Origin of the sequence: Mycobacterium europaeum, from assembly GCF_002102155.1 — a bacterium.
In the GTDB taxonomy this organism is placed as follows: Bacteria; Actinomycetota; Actinomycetes; order Mycobacteriales; family Mycobacteriaceae; genus Mycobacterium; species Mycobacterium europaeum.
Genome location: NZ_LQOU01000026.1, coordinates 33,841 through 47,979, shown reverse-complemented (window position 1 = coordinate 47,979; position 14,139 = coordinate 33,841). Strand labels below are relative to the sequence as shown.

The window sequence follows — 14,139 nt, the reverse complement described above, 5'->3', positions numbered from 1 at the left end:
CACTAGGCTCAACGAAATGCGCCTTGGTCGAATCGCCAGCCCGGACGGTGTCGCCTTCGTCAGCATCGAGGGCGAACTCGCCGATCCCGCCGCGATGGTCGCCCGCGAGATCGCCGAGCATCCCTTCGGCACGCCGAACTTCACCGGCCGGTCGTGGCCGCTGGCCGATGTGCGGCTGCTGGCTCCGATACTGGCGAGCAAGGTGGTCTGCGTCGGCAAGAACTACACCGATCACATCGCGGAAATGGCCGAACTCACCGGCCCGGCGGCGCCGGATCCGATCATCTTCCTCAAGCCCAACACGGCCATCGTCGGCCCGAACGTGCCGATTCGGCTGCCCGCCAACGCATCACCGGTGCATTTCGAGGGGGAGCTGGCCGCGGTCATCGGGCGGCCCTGCAAGGACGTCACCGCCGCGGAGGCCGCCGGCAGCATCCTCGGTTACACCATCGGCAACGACGTGTCCGCCCGCGACCAACAGAAGTCCGACGGTCAATGGACCCGCGCCAAAGGGCACGACACCTTCTGCCCGGTGGGGCCGTGGATCGTCACCGACGTCGACCCGGCGGATCTCGAGATACGAACCGAGGTCAACGGCGAAGTGAAGCAACACAGCCGGACCTCGCTGATGATCCACGACGTCGGCGCCATCGTCGAATGGATCTCGGCCGTGATGACCCTGCTCCCCGGCGACCTCATCCTCACCGGAACGCCCGCAGGAGTCGGCCCGATCGAGCATGGCGACACCGTCTCCATCACCATCGAAGGGATCGGAACCCTCACCAATCCCGTGGTCCGTAAGGGAAAGCCGTGACCGCCGCCACGAAGGTCCGGGTCAGGTTCTGCCCGTCTCCCACGGGCACCCCGCACGTCGGCATGGTCCGCACCGCGCTGTTCAACTGGGCCTACGCCCGGCACACCGGCGGCACCTTCGTCTTCCGCATCGAGGACACCGACGCCGAACGCGACAGCGAGGAAAGCTATCTGGCCCTGCTCGACGCGCTGCGCTGGCTCGGCCTCGACTGGGACGAAGGCCCCGAAGTGGGCGGACCCTACGGCCCCTACCGGCAATCGCAGCGCAAGGAGATCTACCGCGACGTGGTGGCCAAGCTGCTCGAAGCGGGCGAGGCCTACTATGCGTTCTCGACCCCGGAAGAGGTTGAGGCGCGCCACATCGCGGCGGGCCGCAATCCCAAACTGGGGTACGACAACTTCGACCGGCATTTGACCGATGCCCAGCGCGCCGCGTTCCTGGCCGAGGGGCGCAAGCCGGTGGTGCGGCTGCGGATGCCCGACGAGGACCTCGCCTGGGACGACCTGGTGCGCGGAACCACGACCTTCGCCGCGGGCAGCGTGCCGGACTTCGCGCTGACCCGCGCCAACGGAGATCCGTTGTACACCTTGGTCAACCCGTGCGACGACGCGCTGATGAAGATCACCCACGTGCTGCGCGGCGAGGACCTGCTGCCCTCGACGCCGCGCCAGCTCGCGCTGTACCGGTCGCTGATCCGGATCGGCATCGCCGAGCGCGTCCCGGAGTTCGCCCATCTGCCAACGGTATTGGGGGAGGGCACCAAGAAGCTCTCCAAGCGCGACCCGCAGTCGAATCTGTTCGCCCACCGCGACCGGGGGTTCATCCCCGAAGGGTTGCTCAATTATCTGGCGCTGCTGGGTTGGGCCATCGCCGACGACCACGATCTGTTCAGCCTCGACGAGATGGTGGCCGCCTTCGACGTCGTCGACGTCAACTCCAACCCGGCGCGGTTCGACCAGAAGAAGGCCGACGCGCTCAACGCCGAGCACATCCGAATGTTGGAGCCGGCGGACTTCGCGGGCCGGCTGCGCGACTACTTCGACGCCCACGGCCGTCGGCTCGGGTTGGATGACGCCGCGTTCGCCACCGCCGCCGACCTGGTGCAGACCCGCATCGTCGTGCTCGCCGACGCGTGGGACCTGCTGAAGTTCCTCAACGACGACGAATACGCCATCGACCCCAAGGCCGCCGCCAAGGAACTCGGCGCGGACGCGGCCGCGGTACTCGACGCCGCGCTGGCCGCGCTCGAGGGCGCGACGGACTGGACCACGGCCCAGATCGAGTCCGCGCTCAAGGCGGCGCTCATCGAAAAGTTGGGCCTCAAACCACGCAAGGCGTTCGGTCCGATCAGGGTTGCCGCCACGGGAACGACAATCAGCCCGCCGTTGTTCGAATCACTGGAGTTGCTGGGCCGTGACCGCAGCCTGCTGCGGTTGCGCGCCGCGCGGGAATCGGTCGGCGGATAGGCGAGGACCTCGCGTGCGGATTGTGTGCCGAGTCTTTGGTAGTCTGCACTGCGGCTCACAAAGCCGACAACGGCTGGCAGCGGCGGTCTTCCGGGCAGCGTGATATGGCTCCGGATGAGCGTTGACCAGCGGTTTTAGGCAGCCGATGGGGTATGGTGTAATTGGCAACACAGCTGATTCTGGTTCAGCCATTCTAGGTTCGAGTCCTGGTACCCCAGCAAAACCGCACCACCTCAAGCGATTAGGTGGGCTTTCGAGTGTGAGCTATGCTGGCACTCCGGATCGTGTCTGGCCCCGTCGTCTAGCGGCCTAGGACGCCGCCCTCTCACGGCGGTAGCGTGGGTTCGAATCCCATCGGGGCTACAAACAACTACTGACCGGTCCCCAGCACGGCTGGTGCCGTCGACCCGCCCACCGGCATGGCCGGCAATCCGAGTTTGCGATGGTCCCACGAGCGGGCGCGCCGGGCGACGATGCGCACGCAGACGCGCTTGTTCATCATCTGCTCGACGAAGGGCTTCATCTCGTCGCTGTACGGGCCGGTGTAGCGCTCGAACACGCTGACGCCCACCCGGTGCGAGACGTCGGGATCGTCGATGATCTCCGCGACGCCTTCGAACGACACTCCGCGCAACGTGTCGTAGGTGTCGCCGTCCTCGATCAGGAAGCTCACCCGCGGGTCACGTTTGAGGTTGACCGCCTTCTGCGACTTCGCCTTGGTCTCCAGCCAGATCTCGCCGTCCACGACGGCGTACCACATCGCGGTCAGATGCGGCTGGCCGTCGGGGCCGACGGTGGCCAGCGTGCCGGTCCGGCTCTTCACGACGAAGTCGGCGATCTCGTCCTCGGACATGACGATGCTCGCGCGCTGATTGGTTCCCATGGCGGTCAGTCTGTCAGGCCGCGTCAGGTCGGCTGTGCACCGGTGGCGTTCAGTGTGCGCCGATGGCTTCGAGTGTGCGTGTGCGGCGGGGTTTTGGCGATGTCACCGCCGTAGTTGCACTCGCGACGCCATCGATGCACACTCGGCGGCCCTAGAGCCGGCGGGTGAGCGCTTCGGCCGCGGAAATGAGATCCGCGGCCCAGCGCGCGCCCGGACGCCTGCCGATCCGGTCGACGGGTCCCGACACCGAGATCGCGGCGACGACGGCACCGCGGCCGTCGCGCACGGGAACCGACACGCTCGCCACCCCGGGCTCTCGCTCGGCCACGCTTTGCGCCCAGCCGCGGCGCCGCACTTCCGCCAGGGTGCGCTCGGTGAACTTCGCCGACGGCAGCACCGCCTTTTGCGTGGCAGCGTCACTGTGAGCCAGCAGCACCTTGGCGCCCGAGCCCGCAGTCATCGGCAGGCGCGCCCCGACCGGGACCGTATCGCGAAGGCCGGCAGCGGGTTCCAGGGCCGCCACACAAACCCGTGTGGTGCCCTCGCGGCGGTACAGCTGCACGCTCTCCCCAGTGGTCTCGCGAAGCAGGGGGAGTACCCCCGCGCTGGCGGCCAGCAGCGGGTCGTTGACGTGGGCCGCGAGCTCGGTCACGGCCGGACCGAGTCGCCAGCGCCCCTCGTCGTCACGAGCCACCAGGCGATGTACTTCGAGCGCGGCGGCCAACCGATACGCGGTGGCCCTGGGCAATCCGGTCCGTTCGCACAGTTCGGCCAACCCGCAGGGGGATTGGGCGATCGTGTGCAGGATGCCCACGGCTTTGTCGAGAACGCCGATGCCGCTATGCTGTCTCACAAAGAGATACTAGCGTCTCGCATTCTGAGATCACAGCCCATGGTCGATCGGCGAGCCGCGCGTGAGGCGAATCGAGGCGAATTTCAGATGGGATCCGGCAAGCCGCGCACCCTGGCCGAAAAGGTGTGGGACGACCACGTTGTGGACAGCGGGGGCGGTGACGCTCCCGACCTGATCTATATCGACCTGCATCTGGTGCACGAGGTCACCAGCCCGCAGGCTTTCGACGGACTGCGCCTGGCCGGCCGACCGGTGCGACGGCCCGATCTGACGCTGGCCACCGAGGACCACAACGTGCCCACCATCGACATCGACAAGCCGATCGCCGACCCGGTGTCGCGCACCCAGGTCGAGACGTTGCGCCGGAACTGTGCCGAATTCGGTGTTCGGCTCTACCCGATGGGCGACATCGAGCAGGGCATCGTGCATGTCGTCGGGCCGCAATTGGGCCTCACCCAACCGGGAATGACGATCGTCTGTGGTGATAGTCACACGTCGACGCACGGCGCGTTCGGCGCACTGGCGATGGGCATCGGCACCTCGGAGGTCGAGCATGTGCTGGCCACCCAGACGTTGCCGCTGCGGCCATTCCAGACGATGGCCGTCAATGTCGACGGGGACCTGCCCGCCGGCGTGACGGCCAAGGACGTCATTCTCGCGTTGATCGCCAAGATCGGCACCGGCGGCGGGCAGGGGCACGTCATCGAATACCGCGGCAGCGCCATCGAATCGCTGTCGATGGAAGGCCGGATGACGATCTGCAACATGAGCATCGAGGCCGGCGCCCGGGCGGGCATGGTGGCCCCGGACGCGACCACGTACGAATTCCTGCGCGACAAGCCGCACGCGCCGCAGGGTGCGCTGTGGGACGCGGCCATGCGCTATTGGGAACAGCTGCACACCGACCCCGGCGCCGTCTTCGATACCGAGGTCCACCTCGACGCCGCATCGTTGAGCCCGTTCGTGACGTGGGGAACCAATCCCGGGCAGGGCGTGCCGCTGGCCGCGGCCGTACCCGACCCGGAGCTGATGACCGGCGACGCCGAGCGACAGGCCGCCGAGAAAGCGTTGGCTTACATGGACCTTCGGCCGGGCACTCCGATGCGCGACATCGCGGTCGACACCGTGTTCGTGGGCTCGTGTACCAACGGTCGTATCGAAGACCTGCGGGTGGTCGCCGACGTGCTGCGCGGCCGCAAGCTGGCCCCCGGCCTGCGGATGCTCGTGGTGCCGGGGTCCATGCGGGTGCGCGCTCAGGCCGAAGCCGAAGGGCTGGGCGAGGTTTTCACCGCCGCGGGCGCCGAATGGCGGCAGGCGGGCTGCTCGATGTGCCTGGGGATGAATCCGGACCAGCTGGCGCCGGGGGAACGGTGCGCGGCGACCTCCAACCGCAACTTCGAAGGGCGCCAGGGGAAAGGCGGCCGCACGCATTTGGTGTCTCCGGCCGTCGCCGCCGCGACCGCAGTTCGCGGCACATTGTCCTCACCGGCCGATTTGAACTGACGTAATCAAGAAGAACGGATGACCATGGAAGCATTTCACACCCACACCGGTATCGGGGTGCCGTTGCGGCGGTCCAATGTCGACACCGATCAGATCATTCCCGCGGTGTATTTGAAGCGGGTCACCCGAACCGGTTTCGAGGACGGGCTGTTCGCCAGCTGGCGCTCGGATCCCTCATTCATCCTCAACCTCAGCCCCTTTGACCGGGGGTCGGTCCTGGTCGCCGGGCCTGATTTCGGCACCGGCTCGTCGCGTGAGCACGCCGTGTGGGCGCTCATGGACTACGGATTCCGGGTGGTCATCTCGTCTCGATTCGGTGACATCTTCCGGGGCAACGCGGGCAAGGCGGGGCTCCTGGCGGCAGAAGTCTCCCAAGACGGCGTGGAACTGCTTTGGAAGCTCATCGAGCAGAGCCCGGGACTGGAAATCACTGCCAATCTTCAAGATCGAAATATCACCGCGGGAACGACGGTGTTGCCGTTCAAGATTGACGACCACACGGCCTGGCGGCTCCTTGAAGGACTCGACGATATAGCCCTTACGCTGCGGAAACTCGAAAAAATCGAGTCTTACGAGGCCGCCTATCCGCAGTGGAAACCGCGCACTCTGCCCGCCTCCTGAACGGTCGAGAAGGCCGGAATTTCTTCTCGCTCACCTAACTAAACCGGGCCGATTTTCGAGTGCCGCCACCGGTCAAGGGGGGCAACCGGATTGCGAAACCGCCGATTGTCCGACCCTGAAATTGCGCGTGGCTCTTGGAAATTTGCTGGGTGAGGGTTTACCGTGTGCTCAGTCGGTTCAAATCGAGGACCAACTAGCGTCGGAGGGATTGGATGAATAAGGCAGAGCTCATTGATGTGCTCACACAGAAATTGAACACCGATCGTCGGCAGGCGACCGCCGCCGTCGAGAACGTCGTCGACACCATTGTGCGTGCGGTGCACAAGGGCGACAGCGTCACCATCACGGGGTTCGGTGTGTTCGAGCAGCGGCGCCGCGCGGCCCGGGTGGCCCGCAACCCGCGTACCGGCGAGACGGTGAAGGTGAAGCCGACCTCCGTCCCGGCGTTCCGGCCCGGTGCTCAATTCAAAGCGGTTGTGTCTGGCGCACAGCGTCTCCCGTCGGAAGGACCTGCAGTGAAGCGTGGTGTAGTGGCAACCGGCGCGGCCAAGAAGACCGCGGCGAAGAAGGCTCCAGCCAAGAAGGCCGCAGCGAAGAAGGCTGCGCCCGCCAAGAAGGCCCCGGCCAAGAAGGCCGTGACCAAGGCTCCGGCCAAGAAGGCGGCGACGAAGGCCCCGGCCAAGAAGGCCGTGACCAAGGCCCCGGCCAAGAAGGCCGCGACCAAGGCTCCGGTGAAGAAGGTCGCGGCGAAGAAGGTCGCTACCAAGGCTCCCGCCAAGAAGGCCGCGGCAAAGAGGCCGGCCAGCAAGGCTCCGGCCAAGAAGGCCACCGCGCGGCGCGGTCGCCGTTAAGGCAGCAGCCCAACTCTAGACGCGAATACCCTTCGGGTGGCAGCGATGCACCCGAAGGGTATTTGCGTGTTATGCGCGCACGTTGGCGGCCAGCGCGCCGCCGATGTGGTCGGCCGCCACCAGTCGGCCGCCCGACAGTGAAAGCACCCAGGCGCTGCCCTTGTGGTTGCGCGACTTGTCGGGGCTCACCCCGTCCCGTGCGCACCACCAGGCGATCAGGTCCGGGATCACCTTGCCCTGCGTGCAAATGACCGGTGTCCCTTGCTGCTCGGCGATGGCCAGCATCCGGTGGCGGGCGCGTTTGGGGCTCTTGGCGTAGGCCTCCTCGGTGAGGGCGGGCTCATTGTGCACGGGGACGCCCAATTCCGCGGCGAGCGGCTCCACCGTCTGATGGCAACGCAGGCGATCGGCCGCGTACACGTCGGTGGCGCCGAAGGCCAGCAGCTGCGGAACCAGCGCCTCGGCTTGCGCACGTCCCCGCTTGTCCAGCGGCCGCTGCGTGTCGTCGCCTTTGAATCGCGATTTCCGGCCGGCGGTGCCGTGCCGGACCACCAGCACGGTATGCGTGTCAGCGGGATGTTTCATGAAGTGGCGCAGCATTTTTCGATCATGCGAATAGGTGAGCATGTTCAGTGCTTCCGGCACCGGCACCCACACCAATTGGTCGACCTCGTTGCCGGGGGTGAAGTCGCCGCCGGTGCTGCGCGCCGCCCAGTAGTAGACCTTCTTGACGCCGGCCTCGATCGGGTAGCTCACCATGTCCAGCCGCCTGCCCAGCAGCGCGTGCTGGCCCGTCTCCTCGCACACCTCGCGGACCGCGGCGACGGGCGCCGTCTCGCCGGGGTCGACTTTCCCCTTGGGCAGTGACCAGTCGTCGTAGCGGGGGCGATGGATCACCGCGACCTCCAGGCCGGGGTTGGACGAATCGGTCGGCCGCCACAGGACCGCCCCGGCGGCATACACGATGCGGCTTCCCGGACGCCGAGCGGTGGACGAGCTCTTGGTCGGCAACTCAACTCCTGCAGGTCAATTCGGTCGGGTCGCGCGCATGGTGCGGTGCGGCCGGAAACAACCGTAAATCACCACACAGGGGGTTACGGAGTGCGGTGCCGCTCCATCAACGACACTTGGTGGTCGCGCACGCTGTGGCCGTCCTGCGGCGACGCGGTCCATTGCCCGTCGGCTCCCAGCTCCCAGCAGCGGGTGGACGGGTCCAGTGCGGACTCGAACAAGTCGTCCAGGTATGAGGTCAGCCTCGGGTCCTTCACCTGAGCGAGCGCCTCGACGCGCCGGTCGAGGTTGCGGTGCATCATGTCCGCGCTGCCGATCCAGAACTCGTTGATGCGGTTGAAATGCATGATGCGGGAATGCTCCAGGAAGCGGCCGAGGATGGACCGGACCGTGATGTTCTCCGAGAACCCTTCCGCGCCGGGGCGCAGCGCGCAGATCCCGCGCACCACCACCTCGACTCGCACATCCGCCCGCGACGCGCGATACAGCGCGTCGATCACCTGCTCGTCGACGAGGGCGTTCATCTTCAGGCGGATCCGGCCGCCGCCGTGCTCGCGGTGGGCGGCGATCTCACGGTCGACGCGTTCGATGATGCCGGTGCGAATTCCGTGCGGGGCCACCAGAAGGTTGCGGTAGGAGACCTTGCGCGAATAGCCGGTGAGTGAATTGAACAAATCGGTCAGATCCGCGCCGATCTCGGGAGAGGCCGTCAGCAGGCCGACATCTTCGTACAGCCGTGCCGTCTTTCCGTTGTAATTGCCGGTTCCGATGTGGCAATAGCGGCGGATCGCCGAACCCTCGCGCCGGACCACCAGGCAGGTCTTGCAGTGCGTCTTGAGCCCGACATAGCCGTAGACGACGTGCACGCCCGCCTGTTCCAGCTCGCGCGCCCAGCGGATGTTGGCCTGCTCGTCGAAGCGCGCCTTGATTTCTACGAGCGCCACCACCTGCTTGCCGGCCTCGGCGGCGTTGATGAGCGCCCGAACGATGGGCGAGTCACCGGATGTGCGGTACAGCGTCTGCTTGATGGCCAGCACATTGGGGTCGGCGGCGGCCTGCTCGATGAATCGCTGGACGCTGGTGGAGAACGACTCGTACGGATGATGCAGCAGCACATCGCCTTCGCGCAGCGTGGCGAAGATGCTCCGGGGCGTCTCGCGGTCGACGAATGCCGGGCTGGTGGCCGGAACGAACGCCGGGTCCTTGAGCGCCGGCCGGTCGAGGCTGTAGATCTGCCACAGTGACGACAGATCGAGAAGGCCGGGCACCTCGATGACGTCACCCGGGTTCACGTCGAGCTCGCGCAGCAGCAGTTCGAGCATGCTCTCGGTCATGTCGTCGGCGACCTCGAGTCGCACCGGCGATCCGAACCGCCTGCGCGCCAACTCCCGTTCCAGCGCTTGCAGCAGGTCCTCGTCGCGGTCCTCTTCGACCTCGTAGTCCGCATTGCGGGTGATGCGGAAGGCGTGGTGCTGAACGATCTCCATGCCCGGGAACAGCACCGGCAAAAAGGCCGCGATCAGCTCTTCCATTGGCAGGTAGCGGATTATGGGATGCCCGTCGGCGTCGTCGGCGTTCTCGCGCACCGCCAGTTCGACGAAGCGGTCCACGTTGTTGGGCACCTTCACCCGCGCGAAGTGCTGGCTGCCGTCCTCGGGCTGACGGACCATGACCGCCAGGTTCAGGCTCAGCCCACTGACGAAGGGGAACGGGTGCGCGGGGTCGACTGCGAGCGGCGTGAGCACGGGAAAGACCTGTTCGTGGAAATAGGTCGACAGCTCGTCGCGCTCACCCTGGTCCAAATCTGCCCACGTGACTATATGTATGCCTTCCCCGGCGAGCGCCGGGCGCACCGAATCGAGGAACACCCGCGCGTGCCGGGTGGCGATTCGCTGAGTCTGCTCGCCGATGACCGCCAGTTGCTCGCGCGGCGTCAGCCCGTCGGCTGAACGCACCGACAGTCCCATCTCGTCACGGCGCTTGAGGCCGGCGACGCGCACCATGTAGAACTCGTCGAGGTTGGAGGCGAAGATCGCCAGAAACTTGGCTCGCTCCAACAGCGGCAACGAGGTGTCCGCGGCCAGCGCCAGCACGCGGGCGTTGAAGTCCAGCCAGCTCAGCTCCCGGTTGAGGTAGCGGTCCTCCGGAAGGTCGGGGATCGCTGACGGCGTCGCGGCGGGCGGCGCGGTCACGGCCGAGTCGCCGTGATGCCAGAAGTTCTCGTCGGGGCGCGCCTCAGCTTCGGTTTCAGTCACCCTGCGATCATTGCTCATCACGCGCCCCTGCTGCTAGCGCTCGACGGACATCCGTTCGCCGTTGGGGCGACGTTCACCCCGACGACAGGTGTACCGCGTCGCGGTCGGGGTCACTGATGCGCGAGCGCCCGGACGGTCGCCGCCCCCACCCCGAGCCGGCGGGCGGCGGCGAGGTCGTCGGGGGTGTCGACGTCACAGCGCAGGCCCGGCCACGCGCCGGTCAGTTCGATCGCGCCCGAACGTCGGTGCCGCGCCGACGAATCGGCTCCGAATTGCGGATCGAGTGGCGCGCCGAAGGCGAACAGCGCGGCGGTCCCCGTCGCCAGCCGGTCCGCGACGAAGCTGCGCCGGTGATGCCGCGCGGCGGCGATCGCCTCGGCCAGCTCCTGCGTCTGCAGTGCCGGTAAATCACCTTGCAGCACAACGACATTCGGGAAAGACTGGGCAACCGTCCGCTCCGCGGTGGCGATGGCGTTGTTCAGCGGGTCACCGTGGCCCTCGGGCGTCGGGTCGGCCAGCACATCCGCCCCCAGCTCGGTCGCCGCCGCGGCCGCGGCCTCGTCGGGCGTGATCACGGTGATCGAACCGAGCGAGCTGACGCGTCCCGCGGCGGTCAGGGTGTCGATCAACATGGCCAGCACCACGCTCTCCCGCGTGCGCGCCGAGAACACCGGGGCCAGCCTGGTCTTGGCCGCCGCCAACCGTTTCACGGCGATGATCAGGGCGATGTCTTTTGCCGTGCCGTCGGCCCGTGTGCCGCTCATGACATGCCATCCTGCCAGCGAGCGTCCGCGCCGGACGCGCTAGCTCGCGTGACGGCCGGTCCGTGGCTGATCTAGGGTGTAGCGGCTGCAACACGCTGGAGACGACACACGGGGGTGGTGGATGGCCGGCACACCTGCCAGTTCTACGGGCGCCGTCGCGGTCATGGGTGCCGGGGCGTGGGGCACCGCACTGGCCAAGGTGCTCGTGGAGGCCGGCGGAGCGGAGGCGGCGGTCACGCTGTGGGCCCGCCGATCCGACGTCGCCGACCGGATCAACGCCACCCGATCCAACCCCGACTATCTGCCCGGCACCGTGCTGCCGGCGGGCGTCCGCGCCACCACCGAGGCGGCGGAGGCGCTCGACGGCGCGTCGACGGTGCTGTTGGCCGTGCCCGCGCAGACGATGCGCGCCAACCTCGAGGGGTGGGCGCCGGTGCTGCGCGAGGGCGCCACCCTGGTCAGCCTGGCCAAGGGCATCGAGCTGGGCACCCTGATGCGGATGAGCCAGGTCATCGTTTCGGTGACGGGCGTCGACCCGGCGCAGGTCGCGGTGATCTCGGGGCCCAACCTGGCCAGCGAGATCGCCGAATGTCAGCCCGCCGCCACCGTGGTCGCGTGCAACGACTCCGGCCGCGCCGTCGCCCTGCAGCGCATGCTGAACACCGGGTATTTCCGCCCGTACACCAACAGCGATGTCGTCGGCACCGAGATCGGCGGGGCGTGCAAGAACGTCATCGCGCTCGCCTGTGGCATGGCGGCCGGCGTCGGCCTCGGGGAAAACACCGCGGCGGCCATCATCACCCGAGGTCTGGCGGAGATCATGCGGCTGGGCATCGCGCTCGGCGCCAAGGGTGCCACGCTGGCCGGGCTGGCGGGGGTGGGCGACCTGGTCGCGACGTGCACCTCGCCGTATTCGCGCAACCGGTCGTTCGGCGAGCGCCTGGGCCGCGGCGGAACGATGGAGTCGGCCATGCAGGCCCGGGAGGGACACGTCGTCGAGGGCGTGACCTCGTGCGAGTCGGTGCTGGCGCTCGCCTCGAGTTACGACGTCGAGATGCCGCTGACCGACGCCGTGCACCGGGTCTGCCACAAAGGATTGTCGGTGGACGAGGCGATGGCCCTGCTACTGGGGCGCAGGACCAAGCCCGAGTGACTCCGCGCGGTCACCGAAACCCCAGCTGGCGGCCCGCCACCCGGCCCGAGCCGGCCGCAACCGGTAGCCTCTTTAAGTTGTGAGTGCCAGCGGAAGCCGCGTGCGCGTCGCCGTCGTATTCGGCGGGCGCAGCAACGAGCACGCCATCTCGTGTGTGTCCGCGGGCAGCATCCTGCGCAACCTCGACCCCCAGCGGTTCGAGGTGGTCGCGATCGGCATCACCCCGGAAGGGTCCTGGGTGCTCACCGACGGTGACCCGGCCGCGCTGGCCATCAGCGACCGGCGGCTGCCTGAGGTCACCGCGCAGTCGGGTACCGAACTGGCGCTGCCGGCGGACCCCCGCCGCAGCGGCCAGCTGGTCTCCCTGACGCCCGGGGCCGGCGAGGTGCTGGCGTCCGTCGACGTGGTGTTCCCCGTGTTGCACGGTCCGTACGGGGAAGACGGCACGATCCAGGGTCTGCTGGAGCTGGCCGGGGTGCCCTATGTCGGGGCCGGCGTGCTGGCCAGCGCGGCGGGCATGGACAAGGAGTTCACCAAGAAGCTGTTCGTCGCCGAAGGGTTGCCGGTCGGCGCGTACGCGGTGCTGCGCCCGTCACGGTCGGCCCTGCGACCCGAGGAGTGCGAGCGGCTGGGCCTGCCGGTGTTCGTCAAACCCGCCCGCGGTGGATCGTCGATCGGTGTCACCAGGGTGACGGACTGGGAGGACCTGCCCGCGGCGGTCGCAGTGGCCCGCCGGCACGACCCGAAGGTGATCGTGGAGGCGGCCATCACCGGCCGGGAGGTCGAGTGCGGCGTCCTCGAAATGCCCGACGGGACGGTGGAAGCCAGCACGTTGGGCGAGATCCGGGTGGCCGGCGTGCGGGGACGCGAGGACTCGTTCTACGACTTCGCCACCAAATATCTCGATGACGCAGCGGAATTGGACGTTCCGGCCAAGGTGGACGACGACGTCGCCGACACCATCCGGCAGCTGGCGATCCGGGCGTTCAAGGCCATCGACTGCCAGGGCCTGGCCCGGGTCGACTTTTTCCTCACCGACGAGGGGCCGGTGCTCAACGAGATCAACACGATGCCCGGGTTCACCACGATCTCGATGTACCCGCGGATGTGGGCGGCCAGCGGCGTCGACTATCCCACCCTGCTGGCGACCATGGTGGAAACGGCGCTGGCCCGCGGGGTGGGCCTGCGCTAGTGGCGATCGCGAGCGCGGCGTAGCCGGGCGAAGCGGGTCGCCACCCTAGAGTTAGTGGCGATCGCGAGCGCGGCGTAGCCGGGCGAAGCGGGTCGCCACCATAGTTAACCGGCCGGCGCCGGGTTGATGGGGACCGCCGCGATGGTGCGGTCGATCACTTCGGACAGTTGCTGGATGGGTGTGGGACCCGATCCCGACGGCAGCGTGAGCGCCACGTACACCGGCCGGTCCACCGTGTACCAGGTGGATCTGCCCGCGTCTCCGGCGGACTGCTGTTGGGGGCGCACGGCGAACCACTGCACCCGGTCGACGACCTGAATCGGAGATCCCACCACGAACTCGCCGGGGCGGTCGAGCCCGCAGCGCAACACCACGGGCTCGCTGTCGGGCCCGGCCCGCCACGCGGCGGCACCCCGGGGTGCCGGTTGCACGACGGGCGCGCGTTGATAGTCGCCGAGCCGCTGCGGCAGCGCCCCGGCCAGCGCCCGGCACGCCGGGCTGTCGGCCTGCGGTGCCGGGGCGGCGGGTATGGCCACCGGTTGCGGCGGTGCCGCTCGGTTCGCCGCTATCACCAGGATCACGCCGATCGCCACGACGGCCAGGGCGACCGCGGCGATGATCACCGCGGGCGGCGGCCCCCCGTCGCCACGGGGGCCGGTCTCGGCGTCGGTCGTCACCGCCCGCGCACCTCCTATCTCTGGCACGACATCACCGGCCTCTACACTGGCGCGGGCCGCTCGCGCGGGCAGTAACCCAACTTACCGCAGGTCGGC

Annotated in this window: 13 protein-coding genes and 2 tRNA genes; 9 read left to right on the top strand and 6 right to left on the bottom strand. The window is 68.0% G+C overall.

All coding sequences use genetic code 11. The annotated features are described in order from the left end of the window. The first annotated feature begins 16 nt into the window (after positions 1–16). The 4 genes from AWC03_RS13555 (at position 17) to AWC03_RS13540 (ending at position 2,643) form a co-directional block, all read left to right on the top strand. A complete protein-coding gene (locus AWC03_RS13555; RefSeq protein ID WP_085241021.1) occupies positions 17–814 on the top strand; it encodes a fumarylacetoacetate hydrolase family protein in 798 nt (265 codons plus the stop codon). Next, positions 811–2,280 (top strand): glutamate--tRNA ligase, encoded by a 1,470-nt coding sequence (gene gltX, locus AWC03_RS13550; protein WP_085241019.1) that lies wholly within the window; start codon positions 811–813, stop codon positions 2,278–2,280. The genes AWC03_RS13555 and gltX overlap by 4 nt, the downstream gene beginning before the upstream one ends. Positions 2,281–2,426: 146 nt before the next feature. After that, positions 2,427–2,498, top strand: a tRNA-Gln gene (locus tag AWC03_RS13545). A gap of 72 nt (positions 2,499–2,570) precedes the next feature. After that, a tRNA-Glu gene (locus tag AWC03_RS13540) sits at positions 2,571–2,643 on the top strand. A 7-nt stretch (positions 2,644–2,650) separates the two neighbouring features. On the opposite strand, the gene AWC03_RS13535 is transcribed toward AWC03_RS13540, so the two are convergent. Both AWC03_RS13535 and AWC03_RS13530 read right to left on the bottom strand, forming a co-directional pair. Then, the gene (locus AWC03_RS13535; RefSeq protein WP_085241018.1) at positions 2,651–3,163 is read right to left on the bottom strand and encodes a pyridoxamine 5'-phosphate oxidase family protein; all 513 of its coding nucleotides are present in this window, start codon (positions 3,161–3,163) and stop codon (positions 2,651–2,653) included. 151 nt (positions 3,164–3,314) lie between these two features. Next, a complete protein-coding gene (locus tag AWC03_RS13530) occupies positions 3,315–4,016 on the bottom strand; it encodes an IclR family transcriptional regulator (RefSeq protein ID WP_085241016.1) in 702 nt (233 codons plus the stop codon). Positions 4,017–4,103: 87 nt separating this feature from the next. On the opposite strand from AWC03_RS13530, the gene leuC reads away from it, so the two are divergent. From leuC to AWC03_RS13515, 3 genes are all read left to right on the top strand, one after another. Beyond that, positions 4,104–5,519 carry a 3-isopropylmalate dehydratase large subunit gene (gene leuC, locus AWC03_RS13525; protein WP_085241014.1) on the top strand — a complete coding sequence of 472 codons (1,416 nt, stop codon included), beginning with the start codon at positions 4,104–4,106 and terminating at the stop codon, positions 5,517–5,519. Positions 5,520–5,543: 24 nt separating this feature from the next. Beyond that, a complete protein-coding gene (gene leuD, locus AWC03_RS13520) occupies positions 5,544–6,140 on the top strand; it encodes a 3-isopropylmalate dehydratase small subunit (protein ID WP_085241178.1) in 597 nt (198 codons plus the stop codon). A 212-nt stretch (positions 6,141–6,352) separates the two neighbouring features. Beyond that, a complete protein-coding gene (locus AWC03_RS13515) occupies positions 6,353–6,991 on the top strand; it encodes an HU family DNA-binding protein (protein ID WP_085241013.1) in 639 nt (212 codons plus the stop codon). Between the two features lie 69 nt (positions 6,992–7,060). Here the strand turns inward: AWC03_RS13515 and mutT1 are convergent, their stop codons facing one another. The 3 genes from mutT1 to cofC all read right to left on the bottom strand — a co-directional run bounded on the left by mutT1 (position 7,061) and on the right by cofC (position 11,021). Further along, positions 7,061–8,002 carry an 8-oxo-(d)GTP phosphatase MutT1 gene (mutT1, locus tag AWC03_RS13510; protein ID WP_085241011.1) on the bottom strand — a complete coding sequence of 314 codons (942 nt, stop codon included), beginning with the start codon at positions 8,000–8,002 and terminating at the stop codon, positions 7,061–7,063. An 83-nt stretch (positions 8,003–8,085) separates the two neighbouring features. Then, on the bottom strand, positions 8,086–10,278 hold the full coding sequence (locus AWC03_RS13505) for an RNA degradosome polyphosphate kinase (RefSeq protein WP_085241009.1): 2,193 nt from the start codon (positions 10,276–10,278) through the stop codon (positions 8,086–8,088). Between the two features lie 89 nt (positions 10,279–10,367). Continuing rightward, positions 10,368–11,021: a 2-phospho-L-lactate guanylyltransferase gene (cofC, locus tag AWC03_RS13500; RefSeq protein ID WP_085241007.1), complete on the bottom strand. Its 654-nt coding sequence runs from the start codon at positions 11,019–11,021 to the stop codon at positions 10,368–10,370. A gap of 121 nt (positions 11,022–11,142) precedes the next feature. On the opposite strand from cofC, the gene AWC03_RS13495 reads away from it, so the two are divergent. Then, positions 11,143–12,174, top strand: a complete 1,032-nt coding sequence (locus AWC03_RS13495; RefSeq protein ID WP_085241006.1) for an NAD(P)H-dependent glycerol-3-phosphate dehydrogenase — start codon at positions 11,143–11,145, stop codon at positions 12,172–12,174. Between the two features lie 79 nt (positions 12,175–12,253). Then, complete coding sequence (locus AWC03_RS13490; protein WP_085241005.1) at positions 12,254–13,366, top strand: D-alanine--D-alanine ligase family protein; 1,113 nt, start codon at positions 12,254–12,256, stop codon at positions 13,364–13,366. Between the two features lie 104 nt (positions 13,367–13,470). Here AWC03_RS13490 and AWC03_RS13485 read toward each other — a convergent pair whose 3' ends face one another. Continuing rightward, complete coding sequence (locus AWC03_RS13485; protein ID WP_085241003.1) at positions 13,471–14,043, bottom strand: DUF3515 domain-containing protein; 573 nt, start codon at positions 14,041–14,043, stop codon at positions 13,471–13,473. Between the last annotated feature and the right edge of the window lie 96 nt (positions 14,044–14,139).

What these genes read in the sequence shown, in the direction of transcription:
- AWC03_RS13555 (WP_085241021.1), top strand. Translation starts at nt 17, where the DNA reads ATGCGCCTTGGTCGAATCGCCAGCCCGGACGGTGTCGCCTTCGTCAGC.
- AWC03_RS13535 (WP_085241018.1), bottom strand. Translation starts at nt 3,163, where the DNA reads ATGGGAACCAATCAGCGCGCGAGCATCGTCATGTCCGAGGACGAGATC.
- leuC (WP_085241014.1), top strand. Translation starts at nt 4,104, where the DNA reads ATGGGATCCGGCAAGCCGCGCACCCTGGCCGAAAAGGTGTGGGACGAC.
- leuD (WP_085241178.1), top strand. Translation starts at nt 5,544, where the DNA reads ATGGAAGCATTTCACACCCACACCGGTATCGGGGTGCCGTTGCGGCGG.
- AWC03_RS13515 (WP_085241013.1), top strand. Translation starts at nt 6,353, where the DNA reads ATGAATAAGGCAGAGCTCATTGATGTGCTCACACAGAAATTGAACACC.
- cofC (WP_085241007.1), bottom strand. Translation starts at nt 11,021, where the DNA reads ATGAGCGGCACACGGGCCGACGGCACGGCAAAAGACATCGCCCTGATC.
- AWC03_RS13495 (WP_085241006.1), top strand. Translation starts at nt 11,143, where the DNA reads ATGGCCGGCACACCTGCCAGTTCTACGGGCGCCGTCGCGGTCATGGGT.